14 protein-coding genes are annotated in these 16,511 nt (G+C 61.4%); 4 read left to right on the forward strand and 10 right to left on the reverse strand.

Annotation, left to right across the window (positions count from 1 at the left end):
- Positions 1-18 precede the first annotated feature (18 nt).
- The 5 genes from P0G09_RS03825 to P0G09_RS03845 form a co-directional block, all read right to left on the reverse strand.
- The gene (locus P0G09_RS03825) at positions 19-936 is read right to left on the reverse strand and encodes a hypothetical protein (protein ID WP_275251979.1); all 918 of its coding nucleotides are present in this window, start codon (positions 934-936) and stop codon (positions 19-21) included.
- Positions 937-962: 26 nt separating this feature from the next.
- Positions 963-3,119, reverse strand: a complete 2,157-nt coding sequence (locus P0G09_RS03830) for an aldehyde ferredoxin oxidoreductase N-terminal domain-containing protein (RefSeq protein ID WP_117476945.1) — start codon at positions 3,117-3,119, stop codon at positions 963-965.
- A 12-nt stretch (positions 3,120-3,131) separates the two neighbouring features.
- On the reverse strand, positions 3,132-3,776 hold the full coding sequence (locus tag P0G09_RS03835) for a ferredoxin-like protein (RefSeq protein WP_097770542.1): 645 nt from the start codon (positions 3,774-3,776) through the stop codon (positions 3,132-3,134).
- 22 nt (positions 3,777-3,798) lie between these two features.
- Positions 3,799-4,710: an FMN-binding protein gene (locus P0G09_RS03840; RefSeq protein ID WP_275251980.1), complete on the reverse strand. Its 912-nt coding sequence runs from the start codon at positions 4,708-4,710 to the stop codon at positions 3,799-3,801.
- A 190-nt stretch (positions 4,711-4,900) separates the two neighbouring features.
- Positions 4,901-5,638, reverse strand: a complete 738-nt coding sequence (locus P0G09_RS03845; RefSeq protein WP_275251981.1) for a formate dehydrogenase accessory sulfurtransferase FdhD — start codon at positions 5,636-5,638, stop codon at positions 4,901-4,903.
- Between the two features lie 181 nt (positions 5,639-5,819).
- On the opposite strand from P0G09_RS03845, the gene P0G09_RS03850 reads away from it, so the two are divergent.
- Positions 5,820-7,772 (forward strand): glycerophosphodiester phosphodiesterase family protein, encoded by a 1,953-nt coding sequence (locus P0G09_RS03850; protein ID WP_275251982.1) that lies wholly within the window; start codon positions 5,820-5,822, stop codon positions 7,770-7,772.
- 103 nt (positions 7,773-7,875) lie between these two features.
- Here the strand turns inward: P0G09_RS03850 and P0G09_RS03855 are convergent, their stop codons facing one another.
- From P0G09_RS03855 to P0G09_RS03870, 4 genes are all read right to left on the reverse strand, one after another.
- Entirely contained in the window at positions 7,876-8,706 is an 831-nt protein-coding gene (locus tag P0G09_RS03855) for an energy-coupling factor transporter transmembrane component T (protein WP_097773724.1), read from the reverse strand.
- Positions 8,696-10,417 carry an ABC transporter ATP-binding protein gene (locus P0G09_RS03860; protein ID WP_275251983.1) on the reverse strand — a complete coding sequence of 574 codons (1,722 nt, stop codon included), beginning with the start codon at positions 10,415-10,417 and terminating at the stop codon, positions 8,696-8,698. The genes P0G09_RS03855 and P0G09_RS03860 overlap by 11 nt, the downstream gene beginning before the upstream one ends.
- An 85-nt stretch (positions 10,418-10,502) precedes the next feature.
- Positions 10,503-11,057, reverse strand: coding sequence for an ECF-type riboflavin transporter substrate-binding protein (locus P0G09_RS03865; protein ID WP_275251984.1), 555 nt, complete (start codon positions 11,055-11,057; stop codon positions 10,503-10,505).
- A 226-nt stretch (positions 11,058-11,283) separates the two neighbouring features.
- Positions 11,284-11,526, reverse strand: coding sequence for a hypothetical protein (locus P0G09_RS03870; RefSeq protein WP_005931949.1), 243 nt, complete (start codon positions 11,524-11,526; stop codon positions 11,284-11,286).
- Between the two features lie 466 nt (positions 11,527-11,992).
- Between P0G09_RS03870 and P0G09_RS03875 the strand changes: the two genes are divergently transcribed.
- The 3 genes from P0G09_RS03875 (at position 11,993) to P0G09_RS03885 (ending at position 15,613) form a co-directional block, all read left to right on the forward strand.
- On the forward strand, positions 11,993-12,913 hold the full coding sequence (locus tag P0G09_RS03875; protein ID WP_097770548.1) for a MoxR family ATPase: 921 nt from the start codon (positions 11,993-11,995) through the stop codon (positions 12,911-12,913).
- Positions 12,913-14,667, forward strand: a complete 1,755-nt coding sequence (locus tag P0G09_RS03880; RefSeq protein ID WP_275251985.1) for a hypothetical protein — start codon at positions 12,913-12,915, stop codon at positions 14,665-14,667. Before P0G09_RS03875 ends, P0G09_RS03880 begins: the two co-directional genes overlap by 1 nt.
- Before the next feature lie 208 nt (positions 14,668-14,875).
- The gene (locus P0G09_RS03885; protein ID WP_275251986.1) at positions 14,876-15,613 is read left to right on the forward strand and encodes a hypothetical protein; all 738 of its coding nucleotides are present in this window, start codon (positions 14,876-14,878) and stop codon (positions 15,611-15,613) included.
- Between the two features lie 50 nt (positions 15,614-15,663).
- Here the strand turns inward: P0G09_RS03885 and P0G09_RS03890 are convergent, their stop codons facing one another.
- Complete coding sequence (locus P0G09_RS03890; RefSeq protein WP_275251987.1) at positions 15,664-16,509, reverse strand: bifunctional 5,10-methylenetetrahydrofolate dehydrogenase/5,10-methenyltetrahydrofolate cyclohydrolase; 846 nt, start codon at positions 16,507-16,509, stop codon at positions 15,664-15,666.
- Between the last annotated feature and the right edge of the window lie 2 nt (positions 16,510-16,511).

Below are 16,511 nucleotides of genomic sequence, written 5' to 3' on the forward strand. Positions count from 1 at the left end.
TCAATTGTGTATGATCTTTTAGTCGCAGAAATCATCCACGTCGCTGATTGCTTTTGCATAGCGGCGGGTGAGGTACTGGGTGGAGAAGAGGAACCGCTCGTTCTGATTGTTGGTCAGCTCTTCGATGTCGGCAAACTCCGGCCTGCCCTGCATGGTCTTCCAGGTCTGCTCGATCTCCTCCGGCGCAAGGCCGTAGGGGGAGCGCTGGAAGTACTTCAGCGGGGTAGCACTGGGGTAGACCCGTGCATTGAAGCGCACCATCTCAGCAAACATGACACAGAGGTCTTTGTCCTCAATGAGCTGGGCGATCATGGCGTAGTTGTCGCTCATGTTGGCGTTGGAGTAATAGTAGGTATCCTTTGCGCCTGCACGGACAACGATATCCTCACACTGGGGGTCCTGCGGCATCTGAGCCAACAGCTCATCGGCGTTCTCCACCTCACTGACCAGCAGTGCGTGGGGCGTGATAAGCGCGGCGGCGCTGCGGGAACGGATGTAACCGGCCAGCTCCTGCGCGGGGGTCAGCTCCGGCAGCTCCGGCGCGGTCTTGGTGGGCTGATCCGCAAAGGGATCGTTTTCAACCTCCGGCTCACCGGCCAGAAAATCCAGCAGCTGCGGCTTTGCAGCCTCTTCCTGCACAGTTTCGGCGGCTTCGGGTGCGGCCCCGGCAGCCTGCATTGCTGCAAGCTCTGCGGTCTCCCGCTCCACGGCGGCGATCACGTCCTCGCCGGTCTTGGCGGCGCTGCCGTCAAAGCTGCTGCCCGTTTCCTTCAGGCGGCGGGCCGTCTCGCTGGCGGCATTGATGTCGAACACCTCTGCCTTGGGCTTTTTCTTGGCGGCCAGCTCTGCCTTCTGCAGGTCCAGAACGGCCTGCTCCGGGTCCACGCTGCTGTCCACAGTGGTGGTGTAGCCGGGTTTACGTCTGCCAAACAACATGACGATCGTTCCTCTTTCTATGGGATTTATTCAGCTGCTGCGGTGTTCTGGGCATAGATGCCGCGCTTTTCCAGATCATCGGCCATGTCAGCCAGATCATACTTCTCCAGCGTCTCGCGGGTGGGCACACCGGTGGTGCGGTCCCAGCCGAAGATGTCGTAGAACAGATCCTTTGCCTTCTCCATGTCGGCGCGGTCCAGCTTGGTGGTGCCTTCCTCGAATGCCTTGAAGTCGGGGTCCTTATCGAACACCCAATCGCAGATGGCATCGTGCTCCTGACGCAGGTTTGCGCTGCCGCAGTTCTGCTGGAAGCTGATGGCGGTCATCGCGCGCAGCATCTGGGTAATGCGGGCACCGTCCTCCTGCAGATCGGCCTGGGTATAGGTCTCGCCGGTAACAGCAGTCATAAAGTCTGCCTGCAGATCCAGGTCACCGTGGTACTCGCGCTCCTTGGAGGGAGACTGGGTCATGGGCCACATCCAGTTGCACAGGGTGGCAGAGTCGTGGAAGTTCTTGTCGTTGACGCAGTATGCAGCCAGCTTTGCCTTGTTCTCGTTGATGGGAGTGTAGGCCTTGGCCTTATCGTAGCAGCCCTCGCCGAAGAAGTCCTCCATGACCTTCTTGGTCACCTCATAGGGAGCACCGGAGCCGGTCTCGCAGACGATCTCGTGGATCATGCAGTCGCGGTTGTAGACGAGGTTGTACAGCATGCCCACCTGCCATGCCTCAGCAGGGCCGTGGTGGTTGGGGAAGCCGTTGTAGATCAGGTTGGAGTTGGTGGCACCATCGTTGCGGTCCAGCCAGCTCTTGGGCAGGCCGAACTTCTCCATCATGGCCAGGGTGCCCTTGGCGATCACGGACAGGTCGCCCTCACCGTAAGCCATGCGGCGGATCAGCTCCACCTCCCAGCGGGGATCGCCAGCCTTCTCCCACTCCCAGGGCAGAGAGTCGTACTCAGCCTCGCTGATGTACTTGGTGGCCTCCTCGCGGGGCATCCGCAGGATCCACAGCAGGTCGCGGTTCAGGTTGCCGTAGTTGTCCCACAGGCCCATATCGTCCACAGCATGAGACCATGCCAGGTTGATGACCATGGTGCCGTCGCCCTCGTACTTGAAATCGTGCACGCCGTCCGGATAGACGCGGGTGCCGTACAGCACGGGCATACAGGTGTTGGAGTTGTGGGTGGGCAGGTCGTAATCGGCCAGCGGATCCACATCGTACTCAGTGTAGCAGCGGATGGGGCAGGAGGAGCAGCCGCCGTTCTTCACGGTGTACTCGGCAGCCGGAGCGCCGAAGTCGAAGTAGCCCTTGAAGCAGCGCAGAGCCACCTTGTTGATATCGTTGTAGGGCTGCTCGCCGGTATCCACGGGGCCGCCGGGAGCCTTCTTCCACATACGGCCGGGAGCGCCGGACCAGCGGTTCTTGCCGGAGGTGGCGCTGTACTCTGCCCAGCTCTGGGGCTGTGCGGGCACGTTGTGGTTGTTGTTGCCGCCGATCAGGTTGCCCATCATGTAGTTGGACAGCTCCAGCACCTTCTTGGGGTCAGCCACCTTGACGCTGCCGGTGCCGCGGATGGCCAGGCCCTTCAGCTTCTTGTTGCCCATGGCAGCGCCCAGACCGGCACCGCCGGAGTTGCCGAAGCTGGTGTTCAGGGTGGAGTAATCCACAAGGTTCTCACCGGCGGGGCCGATGGAAGCAGTCTCGAACTCACGGCCGTTCTGCTCCACCATCCACTTGTTGGCAGCAAAGGTACCCTTGCCCCAGATCTCGCTTGCGTCCTCCAGAGAGACTTCGCCGTCCTCGATGCGCAGGTAGACGGGCTTTTCGGAGATACCGCTGACAACAATGCCGTCATAACCGGCATACTTCAGCATGGAGCCGATGTGGCCGCCCATGTGTGCATCGATGATGGAGTGGCCCTTGGACCAGGTAGAACGGAAGGTCACGTTCATACGGCCGGAGCAGGGCACGCCGGCACCGGTCAGGGGGCCGACACCAAAGATGACCAGAGCCTTCTCGTCATAGGGGTCCAGCTCCATGGGAGCTTCCTCGTACATAATGCGGTAGGCCATGCCCATACCGCCGATATATTTATGGTATTTTGCGTCGTCCTGGGTGGTGATCTCACCGGTGGTCAGGTTGACGCGCAGGATCTTGCCTGCCCAGCCATAGGTTTCAGCCATTGTTGTTCCTCCTTACAGATCCTTGTAAGCAGCCTGTGCTGCGCTGGTAACGGCATCCCAGTCCACGATGGACAGAGCGCCGGACGGGCAGCCCGCCACGCAGGCACCGCAGGCGATGCACTTGGAGGACTTGCCGGTCTCGGGGTTGACGGTGGGCATGTGCCAGGGGCAGGCCTCCACGCAGGCACCGCAGCCGATGCACTTGTCGGTATCGACCACGCGGATGCCCTGCTCATTGGTGATAATGGCCTTCTGGGGGCATGCATTGCCGCAGGCGGGATCCTCACACTGGCGGCAGGTATCCGGGAAGTAGACAAAGCAGTTGTCGGTGCCGGACAGCAGACCGTTGCCGTCGCCGTCCAGATTCAGGCGGCGCTGGATCTTGACGCGGCTGATGTAGGAAGAGCACACACCGTCGTTGGTCAGGGTGCAGTTGATCTCGCACCGCTGGCAGCCGGTGCACAGGTCAGCATTGACCACCAGCAGACCCTGGGGCAGTGCCCAGGTCGCCACAGCACCGGCGTCCACCTGCTTCTGAGAGCAGCCGAAGAGGGACAGCATAGATGCGGAAAGGGTGAGTCCTGCAAGGCTCTTGCCCGAGATCTTCATAAATTGACGGCGGGTCATGTCAGCCGTCAGAAAATCAGTTTTTGCCATAGGTTTCCATTCCTCCGTGAGGTCACTCTGCGCAGAGCACCTCGGTTACATAGAAATAAGAATTGTTGACGATGTCCGTGACCGCCGTGGACGTAATGGTTGCACCGGAAAGCGCATCCACCTGGGTCATGTCAGCACTGACCGTGTCGGCCGCACTGCCCTGGGTGGTCAGATCAGCGGCCTGCAGCTTGTACTCGGCCTGCTTTTCAGCGGACCAGTCTGCATAAGGCACTGCCTGTTCCTCGCCGTCCTGCGCGCTCTTGCTCAGACACGCCGCGTACAGCTTGCGCCGTGCCACAGCCTCAGCACTGTTGTCCATCGGGGGGATGAGCGCGTCGTCCATCGGCTGGCCGTTCAGGGCCGAGAGGGTCAGCCCGGCTTCATACATCTTCCGGGTAGCCTCGGCCTCCGGGGAGGTATCGCCCGCACGCCATGCGGCGGGGTCGAAGGCCTCAGCGGGAGCAGCGTCGGTCTCGGCGCTGCCTGCGGCAGCAAAAGCCGTGCCGGTGGCCGGGTCGGTCACAGTGTAACCCTTGCCTGCCAGCGTGAAGGGAGCTGCGCCCTGGTACTGGGCCGTGAACTCCGGGTTCTCACACTGAGCACCCAGGCTGTCGGTCTCGGCCTGTGCCAGGATCTTCACATCCAGCACATTGCCGTCGCGGTCCAGCGTCACACCGGCCTGCACCTCGCTCTGGAAGCCCTGCTTGCTGCCCACCACATAATACGTGGTGTCATCCAGCTGGTACACCGCGCTCACACCATAGGTGGCAGCGTCGGCATCTGCCAGCGGCAGAGCCGTTCCGGCCACCGTGGTGCGGCTGTGCATCAGCCCGCCAAGGCCAAGCGCCATGGCAAGCGTTGCCGCACCCATGGCCGCATAGCCGGGCAGCCGCCTGCGCCACAAGGACTGCGGCGCATGATTTGCCTGCTTCAATTGTATCACCTGCCTGTTTGATTCAGCTGTGCCCGGAACTCCCGGGCACGAAAACAGCCGTTCCACCTGCTGCAACAGTGCGGAACGGTTTCTTCGTTATAAGAATAACACCTTTTCCATCGGTTAGTCAACGCATACGTACAAACAGTGCCCTACAATTGCTCTCAAAAGCTCTTGCCTCTTGGTGAAATCATTTCTTTTGCCGGATGAACAGTTTCAATCCATATTCCTCTGCCAGCTCCAGCGACTGTACCGTGGGCATACTCTTGCTCACCAGCGCGGGCACACCGGCCCGGATGGCCTTGCGCACCATATCCACCGGCACCCGGCCGCTGGTAAAAAGCACACACTCCGCCAGCGGCACACCCTCTGTCAGGGCGCAGCCCACGGCCTTGTCCAGCGCGTTGTGGCGGCCCAGATCCTCGCACCGGTACAAGATCTTGCCCGCACGCAGCAGCAGACAGCTGTGCACGGCATGGGTGGCACGGTAGAGCGGAAGGCCCTGCCCCATGGCATCGGCCAGCGCATCCACCCATGCGGCGGGAATCTCCCGCTGGGGCACCGGGACCAGCGGCGGCAGCCGCACCGGGCTGGCCAGCGTCAGGTTATCGGTGCAGCAGCTGGGCACCTCCTGCCCGGCCTGTTCCGCTGCCGCCAGCGGGTGGCGCAGCTGAACGCTTATCTTGAGGCCCTGCGCGCAGACGGCCACCCGCTCCACCTCGTCAGCGGAGGTGATCCAGCCCTCGGTCAGCAGGCGGCCCAGCGCCAGCTGCGGCAGCAGCTCCGGCGTGCAGACCACCCGGAAGGCTGGCTGTTCGTTGACCAGAATGGCCGCGGCGTGCTCTGCCGCCAGTGTCCGCTCGGTGCCATCGGGCATCCGGACGCTCTCTGCCCCCGGTGCTGCACCGAATTGATCCATGATCTGCATTGGGTGTTCCTCCCCTGTCTGTTTTACTCTGCCCCTATTGTAACACGCTTTTGCTCCGCTGAAAAGCGCCTGTGCCCTCTGGAACAAACTGTCGATCCGTGTCGTTTCCATTTTTCCCGGCTTTGTGATATACTACTGTAAAATGACAGAACCATATCCCAGTACCGAGGTGGAATCCAAATTGAAGCATCTCTTCCGCTCCCTCACGCGGGCACGCCGGGCCTACAAGGACACCCGGAACCATGCCCTGACTCTGCTGCACCGGGCCTCCGCTGCCGTTCTGACAGCCGTGCTGGTGTACAAAGCCCTGACCTATCTTTTGTTTCTGCCTGCCATGAATGGCATCTGGTCGCTGACACTGCGCTGCTCGCCGGTGAACTACCTGACCAACAACAATGCACATCAGATCTTTACTTCACCGACCATTTTAGGTGGGATCGTGCTCATCGTCCTTCTGGCGGCGTTCTGGAACCTGTACGGCTTTTCCATCCTCCTGCACGGGTTTGCGCTGGCCCGCCGGGGCGAAACACTGCGTCCTGTTTCCCTGTTCGTCCGGTCGCTGGGGGATATCCGCCATGTCCTGCTCCCCAAGAACTGGCCCATCCTGCTTTACTGCGCCCTGCTCATCCCCTTTACCGATGTATTCGTGGCTTACAACTATATCTCTCAGCTGGCCGTGCCGGAGTACATCCTTGGGCTTGTCCGGGCAAAGCCGCTCTATCTGGTGCTTTTTCTTCTCATTCTGGGTGCGGCGTTCCTGTTCACCCTGTTCTGGGTCCTGGTGCTCCCCCTCTTTACGCTGGAACGCAAAAACCTGTGGGAAGCCGTTCAGGAGAGCGCAGCCCATGTCAGGGCACAGCTGCCCCGGCTGGCCGGTGTGCTGCTGCGGTGGAACCTCAGTGCGCCGATCCGGTCTGTTCTGGTCTTTTTCGGAGCCTCCCTGCTGGTTTACAGTGTGGCGGCGCTGATCGGCTTACGGAGCACCCGCGCCATGCTGCTGCTCGCCCGTGCGCTGTATTTGTTGGAGATCCCCTTCTTCGGCTTTTTGCTGGACTGCAAGGTCACCACGGCCCAGTGCACCATCATCGCATTCCTCTACGATCGCTGCCGTGACTGCCCGCCGGAAGAGCTGCCGGAGGGCAAACCGCACCGCTTTGGCGGCTGGCCCCTGCTCACCGCTGCGGTGGCCGGGGTCACGCTGGCCACCGGGCTGATGGCAGTCTACCTCTACGCTCTGCCTCAGGACGATGCCCTGCTCACCGCCGTGGGCGGCGTGACCCCACTGGTCACCTTCCACCGGGGCGACTGCACCGTGGCCCCGGAAAACACCCTTCCTGCCTTCCGGTCGGCCATCCTCAAGGGCGGCGACCGCATCGAGCTGGATGTGCAGATGACCAGCGACGGCGTGGTCGTGGTGACCCACGATTCAAACCTGAAACGCTGCACCGGCAAAAACGCAAAAGTCTATGATCTGACCTACGCCGAGGTGGCACAGCTGGACGCAGGCCGCTGGTTCAGCAGCCGCTTTGCCGACACCCGGATCCCCACCCTGGAACAGGTGCTGCAGCTCTGCCGGGGCCGCATCGGCCTGAACGTGGAGATCAAGCCCAGCGCCGCCACCCCTGCTCTGGAGGCTGAGACTGTACGCCTGCTGCGGGAATACGGCTTCGACAGCTCCAACTGCGTCATCACATCCCAGAGCTACGAGACCCTGCACAAGGTCAAAGCGCTGGCCCCTGAGTACCCCACCGGCTATATTCTGGCTCTGGGCGCAGGCAACTACTACGACCTGCCCGATGCCGACTTTTTCAGCGTGGAGACCACCTTTATCACCTCCGGCATGGTCAACGCCGTCCATCTGCGGGGCAAGACCGTCTCTGCCTGGACCATCGACCGCGAAAAGGTCGCCACCCACATGCTGGAGCTGGGCGTGGACGACCTCATCACCGACAAGCCCGACATGGTGCAGGACCTGCTGGCCCGGAATCAGCAGGTGGACGACAGCCTGATCGACTTCCGTGACCTGCTCAACGCCCTGCTCCACCCGGAGCAGCCTGCTGACTCCTCCGATGACGCGGAGGAGACCATCACCGATGCCGTGGAAGACCCGGAGGAGTTCGTGGACGCGGCGTAACACAGCCCCCTCTTTCTTGCGGCATCATTGAACCAACGGTCTGTAAAAGTAAAACATCCCCGCACGGCCTGCCGAAACAGGAAGTGCGGGGATGTCTTTTTGTTCAGAGGAATGGGTTATAGAACCTTCCAAAGCGGATGGTCACGGTCAGGCTGATAAGCAGCAGAACTGCGCCCACACCCAGGGCAACGAAGTCCCGCCGGGCAAAGGGGCGCTGGGTATACCAGGTGCGCTTGCTGTTCTTGCCGAAGCCGCGCAGCTCCATCGCGTTGGAGATGGTGTCGATGCGGTTCAGACTTGTCAGGATGAGCGGCAGCAGGATGTTGACAGAGTTCTTCATCCGCTTGAAGAAAGGCTCCTTTTTGCCCAGCTCCACGCCGCGGGCCTGCTGAGCCTGGCTGATGCTGTGGTAGTCGCGCTGGATATCGGGGATGTAGCGCAGGGCAATGGCCACCGAATATCCAACCTTATACGAGATGCCGATGCTGTTCAGGCTGGCAGCAAACTCGCTGGGGTCGGTGGCAGAGATGAAGAGGATGGCCACCGGCAGGGCCACAAAATATTTCAGGCTGATGTTGACCATGTAGAACAGCTGTTCCGCTGTCAGGTCATACCGCCAGAACAGGTGGCAGAGCACCGTGCGGGTGCCGTACAGGGTGGTACCCTGATTGGGATCGAACAGGAAGATGAACAAGTTGTTCAGCAGCAGGAACACCAGCATGAAGGTCATCATAAACCGGACTTCCCGGAATTTGATCCGGCTCAGCCTGAAGGCCAGCAGGCTGACCACCAGCAGGCCCAGCAGCACCCAGGTGTTGTAGGTGATCATGCTGGCAAAGGTGAACAGCAGGAAGAACGCCAGCTTGGTGGTGCCGGTCATCTTGTGGATGACGCTCTCCCGGGGGAGATAATTCAAAACAGTCTTAGCGGCCACCCTCTCTCACCTCCCGGTCCTGCTCAATAAATCTCTCTACAAATTCCTGTGCGGGCGCAATGCCGCAGCGATTGGCCAGCGTGTACAGGCTGGTCTCCTTCAGGGCCGCCTGTTCCACCAGCGCGGGGTCACACAGAACGGCGGCCGCGGTACGGTCTGCAATGAGCCGTCCGTCGCAGAACACCAGCGCGCGGCGGGTGTATTCCAGCATCAGGTGCATGTCGTGGGTGATCATCACCACCGTCACGCCCCGGGCATTCAGGCCCCGCAGGAACTCCATGATGTCGGTATAGTGCCGGAAATCCTGCCCGGCGGTGGGCTCATCCAGAAGGATGAGCTCCGGGTCGAGCACCAGCACGCTGGCAATGGTCACCCGCTTTTTCTGGCCGAAGCTCAGTGCCGAGATGGGCCAGTTCCGGAAAGGATACAGGCCGCAGACCCTGAGGGTCGCTTCCACCTTTTCCCGGATCTGCTCCTCGGTCAGGCTGGAGCGCTGCAGACCCAGAGCCACCTCATCGTAGATCATGGTCTTGGAGATCATCTGGTTGGGGTTCTGCATCACATAGCCGATGTGCTGGGCGCGGCGGCGGATGTTCTCCTCAGCCAGCGGCTTGCCGTTCAGGAAGATCTCGCCCGCATCCGGGGTCTCGAAGCCGCAGATGAGCTTGGAGAGGGTGGATTTGCCCGCGCCGTTCCGGCCCACGATGCTCACCATCTCCCCCTTGCCGATCGAGAAGCTGACATCCCGCAGGGTCTGCTGGCCCTTCTGGTAACCAAAGCTCAGGCCCTTTACCTCCAGCAGCGGCTCCCGTTCCGGCTGCGCGGCGGGCCGGGGCCGGGCCGTGAACCAGTCCCGGAGCTTCTGGGTGTCGGTATCGTCCAGCACAAGGCTGTCCACATGGGCGGGGTGCTTGTCCGGAGTGATATCCACCCCGGCATAGCGCAGAGCCGTGACATACAGCGGCTCCCGGATGCCGTTTTCCGCCAGCAGGCTGCCCGAGAGCAGCTCGTCCGGGCGCAGGTCTGCCAGAATGGTGCCGCCGTTCACCAGCACGATGCGGTCCACGTTCCGCCAGAGCACATCCTCCAGCCGATGCTCGATGATGAGCACCGTGGTATCCGTCTTTTTCTGGATCTCGTCGATCAGCTCAATGGCCTGCTTGCCGGTGGCGGGGTCGAGGTTGGCCAGCGGCTCATCGAAGAGCAGGATCTTGACCTGATCCACCATCACGCCCGCCAGGCTCACCCGCTGCTTCTGCCCGCCCGAAAGCTCGTGCGGTGCATAGCCGAGGTGGTTCTCGATGCCCACCAGCTCGGCGGCATGGCGGGTGATGGCGTGCATCTCATCCTGCGGGGTGCAGCTGTTTTCCAGTGCAAAGGCAATGTCCTCGCCCACGGTCAGCCCAATGAACTGGCCGTCCGGGTCCTGCAGCACCGTGCCCACATGGGCCGAAAGCTCAAAGAGGCTGCTGTGGGGCGCATCCACACCGTCTACGGTCAGGGTGCCGGTGCACTTGCCGGGGTTGGAAAACGGATTCAGGCCGTTGATGCACCCCGCCAGCGTGCTCTTGCCGCTGCCGGAGGGGCCCGCAATGAGCACCCGTTCCCCCGGGTAGATCTCCAGATTGATATCGGTCAGGGTGGGGCGCTTCTGGGCGCGGTACTGGAAGGAAAAGTTGCGGAATGAGATGATGGGTTTACGTTCTGCCATGGGTATGGTACCTCAGCTGTTCATCAAAAAAGCCTTTCCAACGGGCCGGACGGCGCAGATGGAAAGGCCGGGTTTCATGCGGGGATCACTCCTGATCCAGAGAGCCCTTCTTGGCGATGGTTCTGGTGTAAGCCAGCACCAGCAGGCCGCCCACTACCACAGCGGTGATACTGTTGGACACTGCGGCAAATGCACCCTGTGCAAACACCTTCTTGACGGGCTCGGCGTAGATGGCAATATCCAGCACGGGGGCCACCAGGATCCAGGCCAGCAGATGAGCCACGATATTGGCCAGCGCAAAGAAAGCCACCTGCTTCTTGCTGAACTCGCCTTCCTGCAGGTTCAGCTTCTTGGAGAACAGGCCCACCACAACGCCCACAAAGGCGGAGGCGATGACCCAGCTCCACCAGGGGCTGCCGCCCCAGGACAGGTCGATGAGGGTGTGGCCGATGAAGCCGATCAGGCCTCCGGCCACGGGGCCGTACATGGCAGCCAGCAGGGCCAGAACGGCGTACTGCAGGCTGATGTTGGTGTTGGGCACCGGGCTGGGAATGGCCACAAAACGTCCCAGAACAAAGAACAATGCCGCGCCGATACCGACAGCGACAAAGGTCTTGATGCTGCTGTTGTTATTTTTCATATTCTCTCTCCTCTTTTATTCCGCGGATGCGGGGTTTCTTGCAAGGCACCGTTAGTATACGACACCCTCTTGAGCCTTGTCAATGGACAATCCGCCCGCTTTGCAGAAAAACGGCTGCTTTCCTGCATTTGGGGGCGAATGCCTTCCCGCCCTGTACAGCAAAAAGAGCACCCGCGCCTGCCGGAGCGGATGCCCTGTGAATGCTGATTCGGTTTTGGCCCAAACCTTAGTTCTTAGCGGTCAGGCTGAAGGTGCTCAGGGTCTGGAAGGTGGTCACGATAACATTGATGTTGTTGACGATGGAGCTGCCTGCGGAGAACACGCGGGCGATGTAGTTGAACAGCTTGCCAACGTTCAGGAACACGTCCCAAGCGGTAGCCTCGGTGGTTGCGCCACCCTGCAGGTACACCATTTCGTTCTCATCGATCGCAGCAAAGTTAGCGGGCATTTTGATCTCATTGTTCATCATATCGGGGATTCCTCTCTTTCAATTCAATCTATACTTACCGTCTGCACCAAACCAAGTGCACCGGCACCAGAACCAGACCGTGGTTCCTCCGACAGGAACGGGCAGGGGCACGAGTTCCGCATTCCCTCCGGAATTGTTCCCATATATAGGTTATACGATAAATATTCGGATTTGTCAATCGAATTTCCGGAATTTTTACCATTCTGAGCCAAAAGTGGATACCCACAACACAGAACACCTGCCATTTCGACAGCTTTCCACAAAATATCCGCTACCGCACGATCCCCGGGCACGAAAAACGCCTTCGTCTGCACGGCAGCACACAGATCCGTTCCACCCTGCGGCATTTCCCGGGCAAAAATCCGGCAAAAAATGCCCCCGCGCCCCCTACACAAACCGGAGCGGTTGTGCTATGATAAGGCTGAAAAATCGGTTTGGCAAAGCCAACCGCAAGGAGATGTCTTGGATGTCTGATCTGATGGAAACATTACGGCAGGAGGGCATCAGCCCCGACCTGCTGCGCGCTGTGGAAGAATACCGCGCCGCCCACGCTCTGCCCGAGGCCCTGCGCCCCCGCATCCCGGCTTCCGGCTTTACCTATTATGGCCGGGAGGTCTGGGAGCAGGCACTGGCGGCCCTGCTCTGCGGCGAAAACCTTCTGCTGGCTGGCGGCAAGGCCACCGGCAAAAATGTGCTGGCCGAAAATCTGGCCGCCGCTTTTGGCCGCCCCGCATGGGACATCTCGTTCCATGTGAACATGGATGCAGCCTCCCTCATCGGCATGGACACCTTTGTGGATGGGGCGGTCACCTTCCGGCCCGGGCCGGTCTACCGCTGTGCCCAGTGCGGCGGCTTCGGCGTGCTGGACGAGATCAACATGGCCAAAAACGAGGCCCTGGCCGTCCTCCACGCCGTGCTGGACTTCCGCCGCGCCATTGATGTGCCCGGCTACGAGCGCATCCCGCTGGCCGAAGAGACCCGCTTCATCGCCACCATGAACTATGGCTACGCGGGCACCCGGGAGCTGAACGAGGCCCTGACTTCCCGCTTTGCAGTCATCCAAATGCCCACCATCACGGAGGAAAACCTTGAAAAGCTGCTGCGGGCCCAGTTTGCCGACCTGACGGACAAATATGTGCACCAGTTTGCTCTGCTCTTCCTCGACCTGCAAAAGAAATGCGACAGCGCGGAGATTTCCACCAAAGCGCTGGATCTGCGCGGAATGCTGGACGCTCTGCGCCTGATGCGCCGGGGCGTGGCTGCAGGGCCTGCGCTGGACATGGGCATCACCAACAAGGCCTTTGATTCCTACGAGCAGGGGCTGATCCGGGACGTGATCGCCGCCCGCATCCCGGCCAGCCTGACGGCTGAAAAGCTGTTCCGCTGATGGATGCCCGGAGTTATACCGCCGAGGAGCGGCGGGCCGCCAATCAGGTGTGGGCGGCGGCGGGAGCCTACGGCTTTGAGCCGCTTTTCCTGGCACGCAACACCGACGGCACGATCGATTTTTATATGAACTGTGTCGTGGGGCTGGTGCACAAATACTATGGCGACGACCTGCTCCGCGACCTTTTTGCCACATGGGACGGCGATCTCCGGGAGAGCCAGCTGGACGATCTGACATGGCTCTACCTCGAAAGCGCGGTCTATCTGCTGGAACTGCCCCGCCGCCCGGTTCTTTCCGAGCTGCGCCGGGCCCACGCGGACTATTTCTTCGGCATCCAGTACAAGCTTTCGCGGCAGGAGTGGATGGCAAAAAATCAGCTGGTCTACACCATGCAGGCTGACCGCTGGCGCACCGTACAGGGCAGGCATCCGCCTGTGATGACCCCCTACGAGAGCCGGCTGGCAGAGGCACTTTCCCCAGCCCAACCGCCCCAGCCCGGCCAGCTCAAGGGTGAGCTGCTGGGCCTGTTTGCAAGGTTTGCCCTGTTTGACGGCAGGATCCGGCACAAAGTGGGGCTTCATCTGCATCTGGAGGGGCTGCTGGCCTCTCTTGCCACCAAAACGCTGCCCACCCAGATGATCAAGACCGACCGGCTGACCGTGGAGCACTCCGGTTCTGTGGAAGCGGGCGGCTCCGGCCCCACGGCAGACAAGCGGCTGGCCCACATCACCCTGCGGCAGAATGCCGCCGAGGACCGCGCCTACATTGAAAGCTGCTTTGGCCGTTCCCTCTACCCGCCCGAGCGTCTGCGCAAGGCCGAGCAGGCGCTCTGCACCGGGGCGCACCTCGGGTGCCGCCTCTGGTTTGCCTCCGGCGTGCCCAGCCCGGAACAGGCCCCCACACCGGAGGCAAAGCACCTGGCCGAGCAGGCTCAGCTGCAGGCCGACCGCAACCGCGCCTACTACGCCAAAAACCGGGCGCTTCACCGCAGCGTAGTGCTCCGGCTCACCGAGCAGATCCGCAACTGCATTCTGGTCCACCAGCAGCCCAATGCCCGGATCGCCCGCAGCGGCGCTCTGGACCCGGAGCGGGTCTGGCGCGCTCCCCTTCTGAACGACAGCCGGGTGTTCCGCTGTGCCGAGGAGGAGAATCAGCCCTCCTTCACCGTGGACCTGCTGCTGGACGCTTCGGCTTCCCGGCTCCACTGTCAGGAGGTCATTGCGGCGCAGGGCACGATCCTGGCCCAGAGCCTTGCCGCCTGCGGCATCCCGGTGCGGGTCAGCAGCTTCTGCAGCCTGCGGGGCTATACGGTTCTGCGGGTGCTCAAGGGCTTTGTGGACAAAAGCCTGCAGGGGATCGACCAGTATTTTGCATCGGGCTGGAACCGTGACGGCCTTGCCCTGCGGGCGGCAGGCGATCTGGTCAGCTTTGACCCCGGCCCCGCGCCCCGGCATCTGCTCATCCTGCTGACAGATGCTTCCCCCAACGACAGCCGCCGCGTACCGCCCAGCCCGGAACAACCGTTGGGTTGTGATTACGGCGGCTCCTACGGCGTGGACGATGCCGCCGCCGAGGTGCGCACCCTGCGGCGCAAGGGTCTGCGTGTTTCTGCCGTGTTCATGGGCGAGGACAGCTCCAGCCACGATGCAGAACGCATCTACGGCAAAAATCTCGCCCGCATCCGGGGCATGGATCAGCTGGCGCGCGCCGCTGGGCGGCTCATCCAGAATGAGATCCGGGAGCTGGGCGATTGAATCCTGCCACCACAAAAGGCTTCTCCGACGGGAGAAGCCTTTTCCATTTACAACCAATCCGTTTGTCCGCATCCCCGAATTTCCAAAATATTTTGGTTTTTGTCAAACTTATAGTTGTATTTTGTTGTCGTATATGTTATAATGCAGGTAAAGAACAACCGATGGATGGTTTCCGACACATCATCCAAAACCAGAGAGGAGACCCGCTATGGATGCCAGCCGCTATTTTGAAGAGATGCACCGTGCCATGTCCGCACAGAAAAACAATTCTTCCCTGCTCCTGACCGTCAAGGTACAGGACCTGGGCGGCGCTGATGCCTATCTGGAGCTGCGGCAGTCTCCCAATGGCCGCGCCCGGGTGTTTTACTCCACCATGGGCCGCCGCAACCTGAACTTCCAGCTGTTCCGCAAGGGCTGGCAGCTCTGCCACAACGCATCCGGCGAGATGACAGGGCAATTCCCCACTCGGGCCGAAAACCTGCTGGACAGCGCGGACTTTTCCGCCTGCATCCGGGATGACACCCTGGACGCGGGCCGTACTGAGATCATTCTGCGAGAGCTGCGCCGCGCGGCAGGCACCTTCCGTTCCTGCCTGCCTCAATCTGCCCGGGAAGGTGCCATGATCACCGTGGAGAGCTTTGTGGGCCGGGGCGGCGAGTGGAACTACTGGTCCACCCATGCCGCCGACTGCCTGCCCATTGCGGCCATTCTCTGCTGGCTGGGCGATTTTCTGGCCGGAACGGAGCGCCGCACCCTGCAATCCAGCCCTGAAGCCATGGCACTGGCCGCCCGCTGGCAGGCCGAACTCGCCTCCCCCTTTGCGCAGCCGGCTGACTGCGTCCAGCGTCCTGCCCCCACGGTTTCGCCTTCCGCGCCCCGCCGCGCCGCGCAGCAGGTACAGAACCCCCGCTGGCAGAGCATCCTTGCCGTGCTTGCAACCGTATGAAAACAACAGGCGGTGCCGAAAATTTCCGGCACCGCCTGTTGTTTTCTGTTTTACTGTGCGGATGCGGCATCCACCACATGGCCCACCAGCACAGAGGTGGTCACTGTGCCCACACCGCCGGGCACCGGGGTAACAGCCTCCACGATGGGTTCTGCCTCATCAAAGCGCACATCGCCGCAGAGCTTGCCCTCTTCATTGACGTGGATGCCCACATCCACCACGACCTGACCTTCCCGCAGGCAATCGGCCCCGATGGCTCCCCGCCTGCCCATGGCGACCACCAGCACATCGGCCTCCCGGCAGAGGGCGGGCAGGTTCTGGGTACGGGAGTTGCAGAGGGTCACGGTGGCGTTCTCCCGGTCCAGCATCATAGCGGCGGGCTTGCCCACAACCAAGCTGCGGCCCACGACCACGGCCCGTTTGCCGGACAGCGGCACGTTGTAGTATTTCAGGATCTCAAGGCAGGCCTGCGCCGTGCAGGGCGGATAGCCGATGGGCATGTTGGTAAACACGCCAGCCATCGAGCCGTCCGTAATGCCATCCACATCCTTTTCCGGGGCAAGCGCCTCCTGGACCCTGCGGTCATCGAACCGCTTTGGCAGGGGCCGGAAGATCAGGCACCCGTGAACCGATGCATCCCCATTGATCTGCCGGATCACATCCAGCAGTTCCTCCTGCGTAACATCTTCCGCCAGATGGAACTGCCGCACCTCCACGCCAACCTTACCGCACCGGGTGACGATCCCCTTTTCATAAGAAATGTCATCCTCCCGCGCGCCGACCCGTACCACAGCCAGCGTGGGCACGATGCCCTTTTCCTTCAGCGCGGCACAGCGCGCGGCGTTTGCTTCGTTCATGGCGGCCACCACGGGCGCACCCTTCAAGATCTGAGCCATTT

Origin of the sequence: Faecalibacterium sp. DFI.5.82 (assembly GCF_029076575.1) — a bacterium.
GTDB classification, from domain to species: Bacteria; Bacillota; Clostridia; order Oscillospirales; family Ruminococcaceae; genus Faecalibacterium; species Faecalibacterium duncaniae.

Coding starts and splice junctions, on each gene's coding strand:
- P0G09_RS03885 (WP_275251986.1), top strand. CDS start 14,876: ATGGATGCCAGCCGCTATTTTGAAGAGATGCACCGTGCCATGTCCGCA.
- P0G09_RS03865 (WP_275251984.1), bottom strand. CDS start 11,057: ATGAAAAATAACAACAGCAGCATCAAGACCTTTGTCGCTGTCGGTATC.
- P0G09_RS03860 (WP_275251983.1), bottom strand. CDS start 10,417: ATGGCAGAACGTAAACCCATCATCTCATTCCGCAACTTTTCCTTCCAG.
- P0G09_RS03825 (WP_275251979.1), bottom strand. CDS start 936: ATGTTGTTTGGCAGACGTAAACCCGGCTACACCACCACTGTGGACAGC.
- P0G09_RS03875 (WP_097770548.1), top strand. CDS start 11,993: ATGTCTGATCTGATGGAAACATTACGGCAGGAGGGCATCAGCCCCGAC.
- P0G09_RS03870 (WP_005931949.1), bottom strand. CDS start 11,526: ATGATGAACAATGAGATCAAAATGCCCGCTAACTTTGCTGCGATCGAT.
- P0G09_RS03890 (WP_275251987.1), bottom strand. CDS start 16,509: ATGGCTCAGATCTTGAAGGGTGCGCCCGTGGTGGCCGCCATGAACGAA.
- P0G09_RS03880 (WP_275251985.1), top strand. CDS start 12,913: ATGGATGCCCGGAGTTATACCGCCGAGGAGCGGCGGGCCGCCAATCAG.
- P0G09_RS03830 (WP_117476945.1), bottom strand. CDS start 3,119: ATGGCTGAAACCTATGGCTGGGCAGGCAAGATCCTGCGCGTCAACCTG.
- P0G09_RS03845 (WP_275251981.1), bottom strand. CDS start 5,638: ATGCAGATCATGGATCAATTCGGTGCAGCACCGGGGGCAGAGAGCGTC.
- P0G09_RS03835 (WP_097770542.1), bottom strand. CDS start 3,776: ATGGCAAAAACTGATTTTCTGACGGCTGACATGACCCGCCGTCAATTT.